The sequence below is a fragment of the Pseudomonas putida genome (assembly GCF_002741075.1).
Taxonomy (GTDB): domain Bacteria; phylum Pseudomonadota; class Gammaproteobacteria; order Pseudomonadales; family Pseudomonadaceae; genus Aquipseudomonas; species Aquipseudomonas putida_T.
The window spans coordinates 762,928-781,872 of the sequence record NZ_CP016634.1 but is presented as its reverse complement, the minus strand read 5'-3'; the positions used below and the strand labels follow the sequence as shown (position 1 = coordinate 781,872).

The window sequence follows — 18,945 nt, the reverse complement described above, 5'->3', positions numbered from 1 at the left end:
CGCTAGACCAGCACGTCCTGGGTCGGACGCTGTTCGAGCAGCGACCAAGCGCCCTGCCCGTCCATTTCCAAGCGGTGGGTATGGAATGTCGCCAGCGTACTGCGATGTCCGACACTGACCAGCAAGGTGTCAGGCATTTCGGTGCGCAGCAATGAATACAGCGCATGCTCCAGCCCTTCGTCCATGGCCGAGGTGGACTCGTCGAGGAACACCACTTGTGGCCGGTTGAACAACAACCGCGCGAAGGCAAGGCGCTGTTGTTCGCCCACCGAAAGAATGTTCGACCAGTCGTTGCTGACGTCCAGGCGTTCAACCAGGTGAGCCAGGTTGACCTGGCGCAGGGCCTGTTGCATGCGCCCATCGTCTGTGGGTGTTCCTGGCGTGGGATAGGCGATCGCGGTACGCAAATCACCCAACGGCAGGTACGGGCGCTGCGACAGGAACAACGCCTGATTGCCCAGCGGCCGCCTGACCTCGCCTTCGGCGTACGGCCACAGGCCAGCCAAGGCGCGCAGCAAGGTGGTCTTGCCGCTGCCCGAAGGCCCTTTGATCAACAGCGCCTGGCCGGCACGCAGGCGCAGATTCAGGTCGGCGATCAGCGCGTGGCCGTCCGGGCGCAGCACCTGCAAGCCAGCGATATCCAACGTCTGCGGCTGCTCCTGCGTGGTGACGCGCGGTAACGTGCTGGCCTGTTGGTTGGCGTCGAGAAACCCGGTGAGACGATCAAGCGTGGCGCGGTACTGGGCAAAAGTGTCGTAGGACTCACGGAAGAACGACAGCGAATCCTGAACCTGGCCGAACGCCTGGGAGGTCTGCATCACATCCCCGAGCTTGATTGCCCCGCTGAAGAATCGCGGCGCCTGGAGGATGAACGGAAACACCACGGCGACCTGGCTGATGCCCAGGTTGAAACCATTGAACTTCAGGCTCCGATACACCAGCGCCCAAACGTTGACGATCAGCGCGCCGAAGCGTCCGAGCAACGTTCCCCGCTCGACCTGCGCACCTTGGTAGAACGCAATGTTCTCGGCGTTTTCACGCAGGCGCATCAGGGCATAACGGAAGTTCGCGGTGAGTTTTTCGTTGAGGAAATTCAGGCGGATCAACGGCCGCCCCAGGCGAAACGCGATCCAGGTGGCGACGATCACATACAGATACACCGCAAACACCATCGCCCGGGGGATCTCCACCCCACCGACCGTCAGCGGCGCCGAAAGCCCCCAGAGAATGGCAGTGAACGCCACCAGCGAGACCAGCGCACTGACCGCGCCCAGGGCCAGGGACACGGAACCTGTGACGAAGGCGTTGACGTCCAGCTCGATACGCTGGTCAGGGTTGTCCACCGGCTCAGCGAGAAACCGCCCGCGGTAGTAGGCATCGCCCTGCATCCAGTCCGCGGTCAGGCGTTCGGTGAGCCAGACACGCCAATGAATGTTGAACGCCTGGGTGACGTAATAGGTGAACAGCGAGCGCAGCACATGGATGGTCGCCAGCACCGCGAACACACCCAGCAAGTACCAGAAGGCTGTCTGGTCCAGGGCCTGCAAGGCACTGTAGAAGCCGTTGTACCAGAACGAGAACAGCACGTTCAGGCGTACCGAGAACAGTGTCAGCACCAACAGCAGTGCGAACACCAACAGCGGCCGCCAGCTGCGCCTGAAACTGAAATAAGGCCCGGCGAGGGACCAGAATTGACGCCCCCACCGGGTAAAGCGCACTGCCAGGGCGCCAGCGGCGGTGAAACCGATGAGGGTGATGATGGAAGCGATTGCGAGCCAGCTCAGGCTCTCTTGCAGGGCCTGGTGCCAGTTCATGTCCATAGCGGGGTATCCATTGCGAGGTTTTTGCGAGCGTAGCATTCCCCGGCGATTTATCTGGCATCCATGACGGACTTTTCATGTTGCCGGGCCTCAATCGCCGGACACGTCAGGGCACCGAACCGACGCCCCGACGTGTCCCGCGATTGGACTGCAACGCAGCCCTGCCCGCCTACGGCCTCACGCCGCCTGCTGCAGCGCCTCCTTCACCAACGGATCCACACCCTCGGCATCGGCTTGCAAGCGCTCCTCCAACTGCCGACGCATCGCTGGCGTCCAGAAGCTCTGCAGGTGCTGCCTCACTCCCTGCACCGCCAGCGCCCGGTCAGGCTCGCTGGCAAAGTACTGGGCGATCTGATTGGCCATCTTGACCAGGCTGTCGTGACCGCTCATCGGCGCACCTCGGCTGTCTCGGACTTCTTGGCCTGGCGACGCTCCTTGAGCAAGCGCTGTTGCTCATCGCTGAACGCTTGGTAGCGTTTCTGCCACTCCGAGGGATGGAACACCTTCACCACCTCCACCGCCGTCACTTTGTACTCAGGGCAGTTGGTGGCCCAGTCGGAGTTGTCGGTGGTGATCACGTTGGCGCCAGACTCAGGGAAGTGGAAGGTGGTGTACACCACCCCGGGTGCCACGCGGGTGCTGACCTTGGCGCGCAAGACGGTCTGCCCTGCCCGGCTGCCCACGCCTACCCAGTCGCCATCGCTGATGCCACGGGTCTCGGCATCGGTTGGGTGGATCTCCAGCTGGTCCTGGGCGTGCCAGGCGACGTTGCCGGTGCGTCGGGTCTGGGCGCCGACGTTGTACTGGCTGAGGATGCGGCCAGTGGTCAGCAACAACGGGAAGCGGCTGTTGACCTTCTCGTCGGTGGGCACATAACCGGTGAGCATGAAGCGCCCCTTGCCACGCACGAACTGGTCGATGTGCATGGTCGGGGTGCCGTCGGGCGCGGCATCGTTGCACGGCCATTGCAGGCTGCCGTGGCGGTCGATCTCGGCATAGCTGACCCGGTGGAAGGTCGGCGTCAGGCGCGCGATCTCGTCCATGATCTCGGACGGATGGCGATAGTCCATCCGATAACCCAGGGCGTTGGCCAGGGCGACGGTGGCTTCCCAGTCGGCCTTGCCGGCCAGCGGGTCCATGACCTTGCGCACCCGCGAGATGCGCCGCTCGGCGTTGGTGAAGGTGCCATCCTTCTCCAGGAACGAACTGCCCGGCAGGAATACATGGGCGAACTTGGCGGTTTCGTTGAGGAAGATGTCCTGCACCACCACGCATTCCATGGCCATCAGGGCCGCGGTGACGTGTTGGGTGTTGGGGTCGCTCTGGGCGATGTCCTCACCCTGGCAGTAGAGGGCCTTGAAGCTGCCATCGAGGGCCGCCTCGAACATGTTGGGGATACGCAGGCCCGGATCAGGCTGCAGGGTCACGCCCCAGGCCTGTTCGAACTCGGCGCGCACGGTCTGGTTGGAGATATGCCGGTAACCGGGCAGCTCGTGGGGGAACGAGCCCATGTCGCAGGAACCCTGCACGTTGTTCTGCCCCCGCAGCGGGTTCACGCCCACGCCTTCGCGGCCGACGTTGCCGGTGGCCATGGCCAGGTTGGCGATGCCCATCACTGCGGTACTGCCCTGGCTGTGCTCGGTGACGCCCAGGCCGTAATAGATCGCCGCATTGCCGCCGGTGGCGTACAACCGCGCAGCCTTGCGGATTTGCTCGGCAGGCACGCCGCATACCGGGCCAAGCACCTCCGGGGCGTTTTCCGGCAGGCTGACGAAATCACGCCAGCGGGCGAAGTCTTGCGCCTCGCAGCGGGCATCGACGAACGGCTGGTCAACCAGGCCTTCGGTGACGATCACATGGGCCAGGGCGTTGAGCATGGCCACGTTGGTGCCCGGACGCAGTTGCAAATGCAGCTCGGCGCGGGCGTGAGGCGAATCCACCAGGTCGATGCGCCGTGGGTCGATGACGATCAACCGCGCGCCCTGGCGCAGGCGGCGCTTGAGCTGTGAGCCGAACACCGGGTGAGCGTCGGTGGGGTTGGCACCGATCACCAGGAGCACGTCGGCCTGCATCACCGAGTCGAAGCTCTGGGTACCGGCGGACTCGCCCAAGGTTTGCTTGAGGCCGTAGCCGGTCGGCGAATGGCACACCCGCGCGCAGGTGTCGACGTTGTTGTTGCCGAAGGCGGCACGCACCAGCTTCTGCACCAGGTAGGCTTCCTCGTTGGTGCAACGGCTGGAGGTGATGCCACCGATGGAGTCGCGTCCATACTTGAGCTGGATGCGACGGAACTCGCTGGCGGCATAGTTGACCGCCTCGTCCCAGCTGACTTCCTGCCACGGGTCATTGATGTGCTTGCGGATCATCGGCTTGGTGACGCGGTCCGGGTGGGTCGCGTAGCCCCAGGCGAAGCGGCCCTTGACGCAGGCGTGGCCGTGGTTGGCACCGCCGTTCTTGTCCGGGACCATGCGCACCAGCTGGTCGCCTTTCATCTCGGCGCGGAACGAACAGCCCACACCGCAGTAGGCGCAGGTGGTGATCACCGCACGTTCTGGCTGGCCCAGCTGGATCAAGCTCTTCTCGCTCAGCGTCGCGGTCGGGCAGGCCTGCACGCAGGCGCCGCAGGACACGCATTCGGAGCTGAGGAAGTCGTCACCACCGGCCGCCGCCACGCGGGACTCGAAACCGCGCCCGGTGATGGTCAGAGCAAAGGTGCCCTGGATGTCTTCGCAGGCGCGCACGCAGCGGCTGCAGACAATGCACTTGCTCGGCTCGTAGTCGAAGTACGGGTTGGAGACGTCCTTTTTCTCCTTCAGGTGGTTGGCGCCGTCATAGCCATAACGCACCTCGCGCAGGCCGACCTGGCCCGCGACCGTCTGCAATTCGCAGTTGCCGTTGGCCGAACAGGTCAGGCAGTCCAGCGGGTGGTCGGAGATGTACAGTTCCATGACATTGCGCCGCAGATCGGCCAGGCGCGAGGTCTGGGTCCGCACCACCATGCCCTCGCTCACAGGCGTGGTGCACGAAGCCGGGTAGCCACGCATGCCCTCGATCTCGACCATGCACATGCGGCAGGAACCGAAGGCTTCCAGGCTATCGGTGGCACACAGTTTGGGAATGGTGGTGCCCAGCAAGGCCGCGGCGCGCATCACCGAGGTGCCTGCGGGCACGCTGATATCACGCCCATCGATGACCAGGCTGACCTGCACTTCGCTTTCGCGCGCAGGCGTACCCAGGTCGAGGTCGTTGGCGGGGTCGAAGAAATTGATCACTGGGCGGCCTCCGTGGTGGTCAGACCGAAGTCGGCAGGGAAATACTTGAGGGCACTGGCCACCGGGTACGAGGTCATCCCGCCCATGGCGCAGAGCGAGCCGTACTGCAGGGTGTCGCACAGATCGCGCAACAACAGCGCCTGATCCTCGCGCTCAGCCATGTCGGTGCTGGCGATCAGCCGATCCACCACCTCCATGCCGCGGGTCGAGCCGATCCGGCAAGGGGTGCATTTGCCGCAGGATTCCTCGGCGCAGAACTGCAGGGCGAAGCGGGCCATGCTGGCCATGTTCAGCGTGTCGTCTGCCACCACCACGCCGCCGTGGCCCAGCATCGCGCCCATGGCGGCGAAAGCCTCGTAGTCCAGGGGGGTGTCGAAGCCGCTCGGCGGTACCCAAGCGCCCAAAGGACCACCGACCTGCGCGGCCTTGAGCGGCCGACCACTGGCAGTGCCACCGCCGTAGTCTTCCACCAGCTCGCGCAGGGTGAGGCCAAAGGCGCGCTCCACCAGGCCACCGTGGCGAATGTTGCCGGCCAACTGGAACGGCATGGTGCCCAGCGAGCGGCCCATGCCGAAGTCCCGATAGAACGCGGAGCCTTTGGCCAGGATCACCGGCACCGAGGCCAAGGTGAGTACGTTGTGTACCAAGGTTGGCAGGCCGAACAGGCCTTCAAGGGCCGGCAGCGGCGGCTTGGCGCGCACGATGCCACGCTTGCCCTCGATGGATTCGAGCAGTGCGGTTTCCTCGCCGCAGATATAAGCGCCAGCGCCGACCCGAACTTCCAGGTCGAAGGCCAGGCCGCTGCCGGCGACGTCATCGCCCAGGTAGCCTGCCGCGCGGGCGATGTCGAAGGCCGCGTTCAGCGCGCGGATCGCATCCGGGTATTCCGAGCGCACGTAGATGTAGCCCTTGGTGGCACCCACGGCCAAGCCGGCGATGGCCATGCCTTCGATCAGCAGGAAGGGGTCCCCCTCCATCAGCATCCGGTCGGCGAAGGTGCCGGAATCGCCTTCGTCGGCGTTGCAGACCACGTACTTCTGCGCAGCCTGCGCGCCGCGCACGGTGCGCCACTTGATGCCAGCGGGGAATGCCGCGCCACCACGACCACGCAGGCCGGAGTCGAGCACGTCCGCGACCACGTCCGCGCCATCGAGCGTCACTGCGCGGGCCAAGCCCTCGAAGCCGCCATGGGCACGGTAGTCCTCCAGCGACAGTGGCCGGGTGATACCCGCTCGGGCGAACAGCAGGCGCTGCTGGGTCTTGAGGTAAGCAATCTCGGCCACGGGCCCCAGGGCCAACGCATGACCACCAGGCTCGCCCGCCAAGGCATCCAGCAGGCTCGCTACATCGTCAGCCGCGACCGGCCCAAAGCCCAGGCGCTCACCGGCAAGTTCCACTTCGACCAGCGGCTCCAGCCAATAGAGGCCACGGGAGCTGGTACGTTGAATCTCCACCGGCAACTGCCGGCGTTCGGCCTCGCGGGCCAGTGCGTCGGCGACCTGGTCGGCGCCGACCGCGCGGGCGACCGAATCGCACGGAACGAATAGCTTCAGCATGCTTCTTCCTCCCGGCAGCCGTTGACCAATGCCCGCAGGCGCTCAGGGGTCAGACGCGCGTGCAGTTGCCCGTCCAGTTCCAGCGCTGGCGAACAGGCGCACGCGCCCAGGCAGTACACAGGTCGCAGGCTGATGGCGCCATCGGCGGTGGTGCCGTGGTCATCCAAGGCCAGTTGCTCGCGCAATTGCGCGGCCAGGGCCTCGGCGCCCCGGCTCTGGCAGGACTCGGCCCGGCACAGGCGCAAGGTATGGCGCGCCGGGGGCGAGGTACGAAAATCGTGATAGAAGCTGATCACCCCGCGCACCTCGGCCTGGCTGAGGTTGAGGGCATGGGCGATTTCAGGGACGGCGTCGTCAGGCACGTAGCCTACGTCTTCCTGGATGGCGTGGAGGATCGGCAGCAAGGCACCGTCGGTGTCCTTGTAGCGCTCCAGCACGCGCTGGATCAATGGCAGGTGAAGCGTCTCGTCAGGCATACAGCGGACCTCGGCATCACGGACCGCTGCAGGGCAAGCGTCCGGCGTCTTCTGCTGCGGCGCACCGTCCATGTCACGGTCACATGGTCATCGGGCGCCCTCCGTACCTAGGCCCTGCGTCTGCGCGCAGTGGGTCCGTAGGCATCCTGCAAGCATGGCACCCCTGGCGCCGGAGGGTTGCGCCCAAGCGACAGGGCGCATTCTGAAACCGACGCGGTGATGGCACGCCTGCGATCGAATCAATTTGCCAACATTACATCGGATGTGACCCGCACGATATGAAGCTATGCCATCGCCAGGCGCTTACATCTGTCACAACAGCTCGGGGAATGCAGCGCCAAGCAGGCCGGGATCCTTCAGGATCGATGCACTGCTGGCGATATCCGGGGCCAGCCAACGGTCCTGGGCATAGGCCGGGACCCGTTCGCGCAACAACCGCCAGGCAACGTGGGTACCGGCGCCAAAGCGCTGCTGCTTGAGGAACTCGAATGCCTGGGCCGCCAACAGGTATTCGATGGCGAGGATCTGCGTACAGTTCTCCAGGGCCCGGTGCAGCTTCAACCCGGCATTGGTGCCCATGCTCAAGTGGTCCTCCTGCAGCCCGGAGGTGACGTAGTTGTCGATCACTGCCGGTTGTGCCAGCTGGCGGTTTTCTGCGCAAAGTGAAGCGGCCACGTACTGGACAATCATCATGCCCGAATTCACACCCGGTTGGCTGACCAGGAAGGCCGGCAAACCGCTGACCAACGGGTTGATCAGGCGATCGAGACGACGCTCGGCAATCGCCCCGATCTCGGCCACCGCGATGGCCAGCAAGTCGGCCGCCATGGCCACGGACTGGCCATGCGGGTTGGCCTGGGAAACCACCCGGTACGACTCGGGTGTACCCAGCAACATCGGGTTGTCGGTGGTGGAGTTGAGTTCGGTCTCGATCTGCCGCGCCGCATGGGCCAACTGATCGCGCGCGGCGCCATGCACCTGCGGAATCGAGCGAATGCTCAAGGCATCCTGGGTGCGAATGCCACGGCTGCTGGCAATGATCTCGCTGCCCTCCAGCAGGCGGCGCAAGTTGCTGCCCACACGCTGCATGCCGGGGTGCGGCTTCATCGCGATGATTTCAGGGTCGAAAGCATCGAACTGGCCACGCAGGGCCTCGAAGCTCATGGCGCCGATAACATCGGCCCATTGGCTCAAGCGCGTAGCGTCGTCCAGGGACAGGCAGCTCAGGCCGGTCATGCAAGGGGTGCCGTTGACCAGGCACAGACCATCCTTGGCTCCCAGTTTCAGCGGTGACAGGCCGACCTCGGCCAAGGCTTGCTGCGCCGGGACGATCTGGCCGCGGTAGCTGACCTGGCCGACGCCCAGCAAGCTGATGCTGATATGGGCCATGTGGGTCAGGTAGCCCACCGACCCCTGTTTCGGCACCTGCGGGGTGATGCGCTGGTTGAGCAGGGTCAGCAGCGCCTCGACCACCTTGCGCTGCAGGCCGGAACGGCCCTGGCAGAAATTGATGATCGCCGCGCACATGATCGCCCGGGTCTGTTCGTCCGACAGCGCCGTACCCACGCCACAGGCATGGCTGAGCAAGGTGTTGCGCGACAGCTGGCTGAGTTGCTCGTCCTGCAACGAGACATTGCACAGGGCGCCAAGCCCGGTGTTGACGCCATAGGCACGCTCACCGCTGGCAACGATGCGCTGGACGATCGCCTGGGCGTTCTCGATCCGCGCCCAGGCCGATGGGGCCAGCTCAAGCTTCGCCCCATGCCGCGCCACGGCTACCACATCCTGCCAGCGCATAGGCGCTTCGGCGATGATGATTCTTTCGGCAATCGACATACACGCGGTTCCTTAAAGCGAAGCTACGCGGCGTTGCACGAAACGATCGACGTATTCGTCCGCAGGCTGATAGAGGATTTCCTTCGGTGTACCGACCTGGATCAGGCGACCGTCCTTGAGAATGGCAATCCGGTTGCCGATACGCACCGCTTCGTCCAGATCGTGCGTGATGAAGACGATGGTCTTGTGCAGGGTTTTCTGCAGCTCAAGCAACTGGTCCTGCATTTCGGCGCGAATCAGCGGATCGAGCGCGCTGAAGGCTTCGTCCATGAGGATGATGTCGGTATCGGCGGCCAAGGCACGAGCCAGACCGACGCGTTGACGCATGCCGCCCGACAACTGATGCGGGTACGATTTTTCGTAGCCCTTGAGGCCCACGGTGTTGATCCAGTGCAGGGCTCGCTCGGCGCACATGGCCTTGCTCTCACCACGGACTTTCAGGCCATACGCGACGTTGTCCAGCACGGTGCGGTGCGGCAACAGGCCGAAGCTCTGGAACACCATGCTGATCTTGTGCCGGCGGAATTCGCGCAGGGCTTGCATGTCGTATTGCAGGATGTTCTCGCCATCGACCAGGATCTCGCCGCTGGTCGGCTCGATCAGGCGGTTGAAGTGACGCACCAGGGTCGACTTGCCCGAACCCGACAGCCCCATGATCACGAAGATCTCGCCGCTGCCGATGGACAGCGAGAGATCGTTAACCCCGACCACGCAGCCGGTTTCGGCCAGCACCTGATCCTTGGGTTTTTTCTGGCGGATCATTTGCAGGGCATCTTCGGCGCGAGCACCGAAAACCTTGAAGACATGCTTGACTTCGATCTTGTTCATCATCTGCTTGTCGCTCATTTGCCCACCCCATGCCGTGGCCGGCCATAGGCCTGGGTAATACGGTCGATCACGACCGCCAGAATCACGATGGCCAGGCCCGCTTCGAGGCCGCGGCCCACGTTCAGGGTCTGGATGCCGACCAGCACATCTTCACCCAGGCCACGCGCACCGATCATCGAGGCGATGACCACCATCGACAGGGCCATCATGGTGGTCTGGTTGATGCCAGCCATGATGCTCGGCAATGCCAGTGGCAACTGCACGCCGAACAGTTGTTGCAGGCGATTGGCACCAAAGGCATTGATCGCCTCCATGACCTCGCCGTCCACCTGGCGAATGCCCAGATCGGTCAGGCGAATGAGCGGCGGAGCGGCATAGATGACAGTGGCAAAGATCGCCGGCACCTTGCCCAGGCCGAACAGCATCAGTACCGGAATCAGGTACACGAAGCTGGGCATGGTCTGCATGATGTCGAGCAATGGCATCAGCACCGCCCGCAGCCGATCGTTACGCGCCGAAAGGACACCCAGCGGAATGCCGACCAGGACCGAGATCAGCGTGGCCACCAGCATCAACGCCAGGGTCTGCATCAGCTTGTCCCACAGGCCTACCGCACCGACCAGGAACAGCAAGCCGACGATCACTGCCGTGGTCACGACTTTACGGGTGGAGTGCCAGGCAATCCCCGCGACGATGGCCAGGACCAGCCACCAAGGTGTTGCGCGTAGCAGGCCTTCGAGGTTGACGATGGCCCACAACAGGGTGTCGGAGATGTGCCGGAACACGTCACCGTAGTTGCTTACCAGCGCATCGACCCAGCCATTGACCCAGTCGGCAATGGAAAACGTGAAGTTTTTCGGAAACATGGAATTGTCTCGAGCAAGTGCATGGAGCGGACCCTCGCGTGGCCTGTCCGGCAGAAGCCGGACGACCCCACAGGCTCAGAGTGCTGCGCCTACCTTTTTGGCGGCGTCTTCGCTGACCCAGCTGTGCCAGACTTCGGGGTGTTCCTTGAGGAACAACCTGGCCAGCTCGGGCGACTCGATACGGTCCTTGCTCATGCGCGCCAGGTTCTGGTTCAGCAGGTCGATCGGCAGATTGATCTTTTCCAGCACCGCCACCAGTTCCGGTGCCTGCTCGTGGAAGGCCTTCGACACCCCCACCTTGATGGTCACGGATTTATCCACACCTGGTTGCTCGTCCAGCTTGACCAGGTCGGCCTGGCCCATCATCGGCGTCGGCGACCAGTAATAGAACAGGATCGGCTCGCCACGCTTGTAGCTCGACAGGACGGCGGCATCCAGTGCCGGGCCGGTGCCCGGGCGGAAGTTGGTATAGGCGTTTTCCAGGCCGTAACGCTTGAGCATTTCGCTGTTGTCCAGCTCACAGGTCCAACCGGCCGGGCAATTGTAGAAGCGCCCCTTGTCCGGTTCCTCCGGGTCCTTGAAGACCTGGGCGTATTGCTTCAGATCGGCGATGCTCTTGAGGTTCGGCGCCTTGGCTTCGAGATTGCGCCCGGCATCGCCTTCGATCACGTAACGCGGCACATACCAGCCTTCGACCGCGCCAACCACCGGCGAACCGATGCCGACGACCTTGCCGGCCGCCGCAGCCTTGTTCCAGACCTCGCTGCGCCCTACCCACTCTTCGGCAAACACCTGGATATCGTTGCTGCTCAAGGCGTTTTCCATGGAAATGGAATTACCCGGCAGGCTGTCGGTATCACAGCCATAACCATTTTTCAGCACGAACTGCATCACATCGGTGAGCAGCATCCCGCTTTCCCAGTTCAAGCCGGCGAATTTCACCGGCTTGCCAGACTCGCACCAGCCGGCCGCCTGGCTGACCCCAGCGGACGCCAGCAGCCCGAGAGAAAGTGTCGTGGTCAGCAGAGCCTTTGTAATTGTCATTGTGACGCTCCCAAACAAGAACATTGATTGCAGCAGTCGAGGGCATCCGGCCCAAAGAGGGACGCCAGACTGACTGACGAACCTTGCCTTGGTAAGCACTGCGTGGGAGAAATATTTCATAACCCTAAAAAAGGATAAAATAATAAGTACTGATGCATCACAAAGGTAAAACCTATGAAGTTCACACTGCGGCAGCTTCGCTATGCGCTCGCAGCGGCCAAGCACGGAAACCTGACCACTGCCGCCATGGAGCTTCATGTTTCACAACCCTCCATCTCGGCGGCCATCACCGAACTGGAAGAGGTACTGGGTCAATCCATCTTCATCCGCCAACGTGGCCTTGGCATATCGCTAACCCCTTTCGGTCGTAGTGTCATGGTCCAGGCCCGTCGCGTGCTGGCAGAGGCTCAGACCTTTGCCGAGATCAATACCAACGCAGGCGAGTGCATCGGGGAATTGGTGGTCGGATGCTTTGAAGACCTGGCGCCCTACTGCCTGCCACAAATCGTGCGACGGATGCAGGAGTCCTGCCCAAGGGTCACTGTCGATATGCGCGATGGCAGCTTCGATTATGTTGGCAAGCGGCTTGCTGAGGGGGCGATAGAGTTGGCGATCACCTACGACCTGGGTTTACCGCCGAACACTCAATGCACTCAACTGTGTCAGTTGACCGCCCAGGTGCTGCTGTCAGCCGATCACCCACTGGCCAAACAGTCGCGTGTCAGTCTCAAGGCGCTGTCCGAATACACCTTGGTCGTCACCGATCAGGCCCAAAGTTGGCAGCATGTGCTGGACCTGTTCAGCTTTTACGATCTGACACCCGCCGTCGTGCACCGTGTGCGCACGTTCGAGTTGCAGCGTAGCCTCGTCGCAAATGGGTTTGGCGTTGCACTGATTTACACCCGGCCATTTGGTGACCGCAGTTATGACGGTCAAGCGCTGGTATGTCGGCCGACCGAGGAAAAATTGCCCACGCATAGCATCGTACTGGCGCATGATCAGCGCTATCCGCTGACGCCTTCGGCTGAGGCGTTCAAGGAGTTGGCGGTGGCATGGTTCGCGGAAAGACCGCCGTTTGCATCCGAATGAACAACGGGGGCAAGCCGTGGGTGACCGATTGCCCACGCCAAGTACATCACTGCTCTGGCACGAAGTAGGGAGCAACCTGTCTTCCAGTTGCTGCGTCCGAACTGTCGAATAAGCCGCAATCGACCCAAAGCGGCCAGTTAGCGTAGAGGAGTAGATCGCTCGCCCTCAGGGGTACGATTGCTTCCCGGCCCGTATCGAGGTGACCTGCGACGGTTTCCAGTGCATCGCCCTGGGTTCCTTGACCGATGGGCGATCAGCGAGGCGCGCATGCCGAAAAACTGATCCACTTCATGCGTGGCAAGTGCGTCGGTATCTAAGTCAGTCGTTGCGGGCGCGCAGCACCTGCGTCTGCGCCTGGCCCAGGCGGTACTGGTTGTCGCCACTGCGCTTGGCCTCGTACATCGCCAGATCGGCCACATGAATCAGTTGGTCGCGCGTCTGCGCGTGATCGGGGAAAAGGGCAATGCCCAGACTGGCTCCGACCCGCTGGCGCGCGTTACCCACGCTGATTGGTGCGTCCAGCGCTGCCAGCAGCCTCTGTGCGATCACCCGGGCCTCGTCTTCGGGGGTGCGCTCGGCCGATAGACCTTCGAGCACGGTGACAAACTCGTCGCCCCCTAGCCGCGCCACGCTGTCCGAGTTGCGCAGTGTTTCGTGCAGGCGGGTCGCAGTGATCTTCAACACCTGATCGCCGGCTGCGTGGCCAAGACTGTCGTTGATCACCTTGAAACCATTGAGGTCGATGAACACCAGCGCAACGCGGCTGTTGTTACGCCGGGCCAAAGCCAGGGCACCTTCTAGACGCTCCTCGAACACTAAGCGGTTGGGCAGGCCGGTCAGCGGGTCATGGTGTGCTAATCGGTGCAATTGATTGGCCCAGGCTTTCTCCTCGGTGATATCACGCACCACGCCCATCATCTTGATGGGCGTGCCAAGTTCGTCCTTGACCACGTTTCCGGTCTCACGTAGCCAGTGCAGCGTACCGTCCGGCCAGACCACCCGATACTCCTCGTCGTGATTCTCGCCGGTTTCGATGCAGCGTAATTCGCCGGCGCGCACACGGGCCCGATCGTCCGGATAAACCGCGTTGCAGAACAGCTCGTAGCTTGGTGTCACTTCGTTGATCGAATAGCCGAACATGCCGAAGATGGCGTCGGACCAGTACAGATGGTTGGTGTCGATGTCCCAGTCCCAGGTACCGATGCGGGCGAAATACTGGCTGCGCTGAAAGCGTTCGGCCTCGACCAGAATCGGACGGATCAGCAGCCATTGCGTTGCATGGGTCGCACTTTGCTGGCTGATGTGTAGCGCGCGTTGTTGGCCATTGTCGCCCGTGACCTGCACCGTGCTGGCTGGCGCGGTCCACTGAGGCAAACGTTCTCGTAGGCGCAGGCCCAACAGTGGAGTGCTGGCATGACCGAGCAATTCGGCCGCTGCCCGGTTATGCCAGGATACTCGGCCATTACGGGACAGTTGCAATACGCCCACGTCCAGCTCCGCCAGCAGAGCACAGTGCTCCTGGCGCTGGCGGTGCAGTACCCACAGCAGAGTCAGGCAGGGTAAGGCGGCGAGTAGGATGAACAGGGCAATCATCGGGCAGCGGCTAATCCGAGAGGCCAGGCAATGCCTCCATTATGCCTATCTTCTGATGGCAGTTCGCCCACAAACGCTATCAACCCGCTTATTTACCGTTTTTGAGCGTTTGCTACCTTCCACGGACGATTGCTATGGGTCGATACCCGCGGTATGTCCCGATCCACCTTCGCCAACCCGGTCTCTCGTCGCTTCGCCCAAGCCTTAGCTGCCTGCTTACGGGCGAATATTTGGGCTTCTTGGTAGACTAGGGCACCCTTTTTCTTGAGGCGGATCTGGACGGTATAGCTGATCGTTCCGTCGGCCTTTTTCCTTGCTTTAATCGTTGCCATGATTTGCGGTGGTACAAGCGTGGCAGGCGGTGGCACATTGCACCACCGTCACACTAAAAACGTCCCAAAACCGCGAAAAATGGTACAAGAATGCGTAGACCAGAATGTCCTTAGAAACAGCCCCAACACCACAAACCACGCGCCCTGAGCCCTCCCGCCGCTTCAGCGTTGCACCGATGATGGACTGGACCGACCGTCACTGCCGGTTCTTCCTGCGCCTGCTCTCCAGGCACACCCTGCTCTACACCGAAATGGTCACCACCGGTGCACTGCTGCACAACGATGCCCATCGCTTCCTGCGCCATGACGAATCCGAGCATCCGCTGGCCTTGCAACTGGGCGGTAGCGTGCCGGCGGAGCTGGCGGCGTGCGCGCGACTGGCCGAGGACGCGGGTTACGATGAGGTCAACCTCAACGTTGGCTGCCCGAGCGACCGAGTGCAGAACAACATGATCGGCGCCTGCCTGATGGGTCATCCGGCGCTGGTGGCCGATTGCGTCAAGGCCATGCGCGATGCGGTGGATATTCCGGTCACGGTCAAGCACCGCATCGGCATCAATGGCCGCGACAGCTACGCCGAGCTGTGCGATTTCGTGGGCCAGGTGCGTGACGCGGGCTGCCGCAGCTTCACCGTGCACGCGCGCATCGCCATCCTCGAAGGCCTGTCGCCCAAGGAAAACCGCGAGATCCCGCCGCTGCGCTATGACGTGGCTGCGCAACTGAAGGCCGACTTCCCGGATCTGGAACTGGTGCTCAATGGCGGCATCAAGACGTTGGAAGAGTGCCATGCGCACCTGCAGACCTTCGACGGCGTGATGCTGGGCCGCGAGGCCTATCACAACCCTTACCTGCTGGCCGAAGTGGACCAGCAGCTGTTCGCCAGCTCCGCCCCGGTGGTCAGCCGCAGCGAGGTGCTGGCGAAGCTGCGCCCCTACATCGTCGCGCACCTGGAAAGCGGTGGCGCCATGCATCACATCACCCGCCATATCCTCGGCCTGGGCCAGGGCTTTCCCGGTGCCCGGCGCTTCCGCCAACTGCTGTCGGCGGACATCCACAAGGCCCCGCAACCGCTGGCCATCCTCGACCAGGCCGCCGAGCTGCTGCAAGGCCGCTGACGGAACCTGCCGCGCGCTTTCGACTCGAACCTTCATTCCCTCGCCCGACCTGCCCCGCCGGCCCTTGAGTGGCCGTCGGGGCTCGGGTAATGTCGAGTCATTGCACAGGACAGAGCACGCCCATGACCTCCAAGCTGGAACAACTCAAGCAGTTCACCACCGTGGTCGCCGACACCGGGGACCTGGACGCCATCACCCGCCTCAAGCCGGTCGACGCCACCACCAACCCCTCGCTGCTGCTCAAGGCCGCGGCGATTCCGGGTTACGCGGACCTGCTCAAGCAGGTCAAGAGCGATGCCAAGGGCAATGTGGACCTGGCCTGCGACAAGTTCGCCGTGGCCGTGGGCTCGGGCATCCTCAAGGTCATTCCCGGGCGTATCTCCACCGAGGTCGACGCCCGCCTGTCGTTCGACGAACCTGCGCTGCTGGCCAAGGCGCGCCAACTGATCGGCCTGTACGAGCAGGCCGGCGTGCCGCGTGATCGCGTGCTGATCAAGCTGGCCTCCACCTGGGAAGGCATCCGCGCCGCCGAGAAACTGGAAAAAGAAGGCATCCAGACCAACCTGACCCTACTGTTCTCCTTCGCCCAGGCCCAGGCCTGCGCCGATGCCGGGGTGTTCTTGATTTCGCCTTTCGTGGGCCGCATCTACGACTGGTACAAGAAGAGCACCGGCAAGGAGTATGTCGGCGCCGAAGACCCGGGTGTGCAGTCGGTGACGCGCATCTACAACTACTACAAGGCCAACGGCTACGACACCGTGGTGATGGGCGCGAGCTTCCGCAACATCGGCCAGATCGAACAACTGGCTGGCTGCGACCGCCTGACCATCAGCCCCGAGCTGCTGCAGCAATTGAGCGATGACCAGGGCCAACTGCCGCGCATCCTCAAGCCAGGCAATGCCGGCGAAGCCAAGCAGCACCTGAGCGAAAGCCAGTTCCGCTGGGCGATGAACGAAGACGCCATGGGCACCGAGAAACTGGCCGAAGGCATCCGCCAGTTCGCCCGTGACCAGGAAAAGCTCGAAGCCCTGATGGCTGACAAAGCCTGATACACATCGGGGTTGCCCAACGGGCGGGAGATGCCGAGCATTTTCCGCCCGTTTTCATTTGAGGCGCGTTCAAACTGCTTGGCCTGCGAAAGACCAGGCACACACGACTGAAAACCAATCGATGCCACCGACCACCGCACTTCCCCTTGTCCTTGCCGGCCCCGTCCTGCGCCGGCTAGAGCCTCAACGCCTGGCCATCTGGCTCGTCGCCACGCAGCCGCTGCAGCCGACGTTCGTCCTCGACGTTCCAGCCCTCACCGTCAACCTGGCCTGCGAAGTGATCGCCATCGGCACGCAGGCCTTCGTTCACCTGCTGGATATCCACTTCGACCAGCCGCTGCCCTGCAACGAGGCCATCCACTATGACCTGCTGCTCGATGACGGCCAGGGCATCGCCGACTGGGCCCCTCACCTGCTCTACCCCGGCAGCCAACGCCCAAGCTTCGTGTTGCGCGATCGCCTCGAGCAGTTGCTCCACGGGTCCTGCCGCAAGCCCCACTACCCAGCTGCCGATGGCCTGCTGTGTGCGGACCGGCTTCTGCAACAGTGCCAGCGACCCCAGGAGCGCCCGGCGCTGCTGTTGATGACCGGTGACCAGGTCTATGCCGACGATGTCGCCGGCCCTATGCTGCGCGCCATCCACACGCTGATCGAGCACCTGGGCCTGTTCGGCGAAACACTGGAAGGCGCCTTGGTCGCCGACAGCACCGCGCTGTACCGCCACCCGGCCAGCTACTACCACCGCGCGGACCTGCTACCCGCTCAGGAGAGCAACGAAACCCTGCGCGAGCGCTTCTTCGGCGGTAAGCGCAAACCGATCTTCTCCAGCAGCAACGCCGACAACCACCTGGTGACCTTCGCTGAAGTCATGGCCATGTACCTGCTGGTCTGGTCACCCGTGCCGTGGACGCTGATACGCCTGGACATGCCCGAAGGCCTGACCGACAAGCGTCAGGCGCGCTACCGGGAAGAACGGCCCCAGATCGAAGCCTTCGCCGCCAACCTCGATCAGGTAGCCCGGGTGATGGCGCACCTGCCATGCCTGATGATCTTCGATGACCATGACATCACCGACGACTGGAACCTCTCGGCGCAATGGGAAGAGACAGCCTATGGACATCCCTTCTCGCGTCGGATAATTGGCAATGCGCTGCTGGGCTATCTGCTCTGCCAAGGCTGGGGCAACGATCCAGACAGTTGCCAGGCGTTGATCGAGCCGTGCAAGGCCCTGGGCGAGCGCCACCAGCAGCAACACCTGGACCTCCAGGCCCAGGACGCGCTGATCGACCAGTTACTGCGCTTTCAGGGCTGGCAGTTCAACCTGCCCACTCAGCCACCGCTGCTGGTGCTGGACACCCGCACCCGCCGCTGGCGCAGCGAGAGCAGCTTGAAAAAGCCTTCAGGCCTGCTCGACTGGGAAGCCTTGTGCGAACTGCAACAGGCACTGCTGGACCACCCTTCGGCGATCATCGTCTCCCCAGCACCGATCTTCGGGGTCAAGCTGATCGAGACGGTTCAGCGCGTGTTCAGCTGGCTGGGCTACCCCTTGCTGGTGGATGCGGAAAACTGGATGGCCCATCGCGGCGCGGCACAGGTGATCCTCAACATCTTCAGCCATTCGCGCACCCCAGGGCACTATGTAGTCCTGTCGGGCGACGTGCACTATTCGTTCGTCTACGAGGTGTTGATCCGCCACCGTCAGCGCAGCCCGCACTTGTGGCAAATCACCAGCAGCGGCATCAAGAACCAGTTTCCCAAGCGCCTGCTGGACGTCTTGGATCGCCTCAACCGCTGGCTCTATGCCCCCCGCTCGCCCCTCAACTGGTTCACCAAGCGCCGACAGATGGAGGTGGTGCCGCGCACGCCCAGCCGCAGCCAGGCTGGCGAGCGGCTGTGGAATGGTGCGGGGCTGGGGCAGGTGTTCTTCGATGAGCAGGGGCGCCCGGCGCGGGTGTTTCAACTGAGCGCCAATGGGAGCGAGGCTACGGAGTTTACGCGGCGGGAGTGACAGCGACTGTTTCTACCGGCCTCTTCGCGGGTAGCCCCAACAGAAATTTCATCCGCCTTGC

14 protein-coding genes and 1 pseudogene are annotated in these 18,945 nt (G+C 63.1%); 4 read left to right on the top strand and 11 right to left on the bottom strand.

What is annotated here, in order from left to right; all coding sequences use genetic code 11:
• Nucleotides 1-2: 2 nt before the first annotated feature.
• The 9 genes from IEC33019_RS04020 to IEC33019_RS03980 all read right to left on the bottom strand — a co-directional run bounded on the left by IEC33019_RS04020 (nt 3) and on the right by IEC33019_RS03980 (nt 11,698).
• Complete coding sequence (locus tag IEC33019_RS04020) at nt 3-1,820, bottom strand: ABC transporter ATP-binding protein/permease (protein WP_070094515.1); 1,818 nt, start codon at nt 1,818-1,820, stop codon at nt 3-5.
• A gap of 177 nt (nt 1,821-1,997) precedes the next feature.
• Nucleotides 1,998-2,210, bottom strand: coding sequence for a formate dehydrogenase subunit delta (locus tag IEC33019_RS04015; protein WP_070094516.1), 213 nt, complete (start codon nt 2,208-2,210; stop codon nt 1,998-2,000).
• Nucleotides 2,207-5,092: a formate dehydrogenase subunit alpha gene (fdhF, locus tag IEC33019_RS04010; protein WP_070094517.1), complete on the bottom strand. Its 2,886-nt coding sequence runs from the start codon at nt 5,090-5,092 to the stop codon at nt 2,207-2,209. Before fdhF ends, IEC33019_RS04015 begins: the two co-directional genes overlap by 4 nt.
• Nucleotides 5,089-6,648: a formate dehydrogenase beta subunit gene (locus IEC33019_RS04005; protein ID WP_070094518.1), complete on the bottom strand. Its 1,560-nt coding sequence runs from the start codon at nt 6,646-6,648 to the stop codon at nt 5,089-5,091. The genes fdhF and IEC33019_RS04005 overlap by 4 nt, the downstream gene beginning before the upstream one ends.
• Nucleotides 6,642-7,124, bottom strand: a complete 483-nt coding sequence (locus tag IEC33019_RS04000; RefSeq protein ID WP_070094530.1) for a formate dehydrogenase subunit gamma — start codon at nt 7,122-7,124, stop codon at nt 6,642-6,644. The genes IEC33019_RS04005 and IEC33019_RS04000 overlap by 7 nt, the downstream gene beginning before the upstream one ends.
• A 312-nt stretch (nt 7,125-7,436) precedes the next feature.
• Nucleotides 7,437-8,960 (bottom strand): histidine ammonia-lyase, encoded by a 1,524-nt coding sequence (gene hutH / locus IEC33019_RS03995; RefSeq protein ID WP_099593087.1) that lies wholly within the window; start codon nt 8,958-8,960, stop codon nt 7,437-7,439.
• Between the two features lie 12 nt (nt 8,961-8,972).
• On the bottom strand, nt 8,973-9,806 hold the full coding sequence (locus IEC33019_RS03990) for a quaternary amine ABC transporter ATP-binding protein (protein ID WP_070094520.1): 834 nt from the start codon (nt 9,804-9,806) through the stop codon (nt 8,973-8,975).
• Nucleotides 9,803-10,654, bottom strand: coding sequence for an ABC transporter permease (locus IEC33019_RS03985; RefSeq protein WP_070094521.1), 852 nt, complete (start codon nt 10,652-10,654; stop codon nt 9,803-9,805). The genes IEC33019_RS03990 and IEC33019_RS03985 overlap by 4 nt, the downstream gene beginning before the upstream one ends.
• A 75-nt stretch (nt 10,655-10,729) precedes the next feature.
• Nucleotides 10,730-11,698, bottom strand: a complete 969-nt coding sequence (locus IEC33019_RS03980; RefSeq protein ID WP_070094522.1) for an ABC transporter substrate-binding protein — start codon at nt 11,696-11,698, stop codon at nt 10,730-10,732.
• A 174-nt stretch (nt 11,699-11,872) separates the two neighbouring features.
• On the opposite strand from IEC33019_RS03980, the gene IEC33019_RS03975 reads away from it, so the two are divergent.
• Nucleotides 11,873-12,787, top strand: a complete 915-nt coding sequence (locus IEC33019_RS03975) for a LysR family transcriptional regulator (RefSeq protein ID WP_070094523.1) — start codon at nt 11,873-11,875, stop codon at nt 12,785-12,787.
• 318 nt (nt 12,788-13,105) lie between these two features.
• On the opposite strand, the gene IEC33019_RS03970 is transcribed toward IEC33019_RS03975, so the two are convergent.
• Together IEC33019_RS03970 and IEC33019_RS27700 are read right to left on the bottom strand one after the other, a co-directional pair.
• Nucleotides 13,106-14,380 (bottom strand): sensor domain-containing diguanylate cyclase, encoded by a 1,275-nt coding sequence (locus tag IEC33019_RS03970; protein ID WP_081337535.1) that lies wholly within the window; start codon nt 14,378-14,380, stop codon nt 13,106-13,108.
• Between the two features lie 170 nt (nt 14,381-14,550).
• A pseudogene (locus IEC33019_RS27700) lies at nt 14,551-14,712 on the bottom strand (site-specific integrase); the annotation flags it as partial.
• Nucleotides 14,713-14,816: 104 nt separating this feature from the next.
• On the opposite strand from IEC33019_RS27700, the gene dusA reads away from it, so the two are divergent.
• From dusA to IEC33019_RS03950, 3 genes are all read left to right on the top strand, one after another.
• Nucleotides 14,817-15,827: a tRNA dihydrouridine(20/20a) synthase DusA gene (gene dusA / locus IEC33019_RS03960; protein WP_070094525.1), complete on the top strand. Its 1,011-nt coding sequence runs from the start codon at nt 14,817-14,819 to the stop codon at nt 15,825-15,827.
• Between the two features lie 122 nt (nt 15,828-15,949).
• Nucleotides 15,950-16,876 carry a transaldolase gene (gene tal, locus IEC33019_RS03955; RefSeq protein ID WP_070094526.1) on the top strand — a complete coding sequence of 309 codons (927 nt, stop codon included), beginning with the start codon at nt 15,950-15,952 and terminating at the stop codon, nt 16,874-16,876.
• Nucleotides 16,877-16,997: 121 nt separating this feature from the next.
• The gene (locus tag IEC33019_RS03950; protein ID WP_070094527.1) at nt 16,998-18,884 is read left to right on the top strand and encodes an alkaline phosphatase D family protein; all 1,887 of its coding nucleotides are present in this window, start codon (nt 16,998-17,000) and stop codon (nt 18,882-18,884) included.
• Nucleotides 18,885-18,945: the final 61 nt, after the last annotated feature.

Coding starts and splice junctions, on each gene's coding strand:
- IEC33019_RS03990 (WP_070094520.1), bottom strand. CDS start 9,806: ATGAGCGACAAGCAGATGATGAACAAGATCGAAGTCAAGCATGTCTTC.
- IEC33019_RS03975 (WP_070094523.1), top strand. CDS start 11,873: ATGAAGTTCACACTGCGGCAGCTTCGCTATGCGCTCGCAGCGGCCAAG.
- IEC33019_RS04015 (WP_070094516.1), bottom strand. CDS start 2,210: ATGAGCGGTCACGACAGCCTGGTCAAGATGGCCAATCAGATCGCCCAG.
- IEC33019_RS03985 (WP_070094521.1), bottom strand. CDS start 10,654: ATGTTTCCGAAAAACTTCACGTTTTCCATTGCCGACTGGGTCAATGGC.
- tal (WP_070094526.1), top strand. CDS start 15,950: ATGACCTCCAAGCTGGAACAACTCAAGCAGTTCACCACCGTGGTCGCC.
- IEC33019_RS04020 (WP_070094515.1), bottom strand. CDS start 1,820: ATGGACATGAACTGGCACCAGGCCCTGCAAGAGAGCCTGAGCTGGCTC.
- IEC33019_RS04000 (WP_070094530.1), bottom strand. CDS start 7,124: ATGCCTGACGAGACGCTTCACCTGCCATTGATCCAGCGCGTGCTGGAG.
- IEC33019_RS03950 (WP_070094527.1), top strand. CDS start 16,998: ATGCCACCGACCACCGCACTTCCCCTTGTCCTTGCCGGCCCCGTCCTG.
- dusA (WP_070094525.1), top strand. CDS start 14,817: ATGTCCTTAGAAACAGCCCCAACACCACAAACCACGCGCCCTGAGCCC.
- IEC33019_RS04005 (WP_070094518.1), bottom strand. CDS start 6,648: ATGCTGAAGCTATTCGTTCCGTGCGATTCGGTCGCCCGCGCGGTCGGC.
- hutH (WP_099593087.1), bottom strand. CDS start 8,960: ATGTCGATTGCCGAAAGAATCATCATCGCCGAAGCGCCTATGCGCTGG.
- IEC33019_RS03980 (WP_070094522.1), bottom strand. CDS start 11,698: ATGACAATTACAAAGGCTCTGCTGACCACGACACTTTCTCTCGGGCTG.
- IEC33019_RS03970 (WP_081337535.1), bottom strand. CDS start 14,380: ATGATTGCCCTGTTCATCCTACTCGCCGCCTTACCCTGCCTGACTCTG.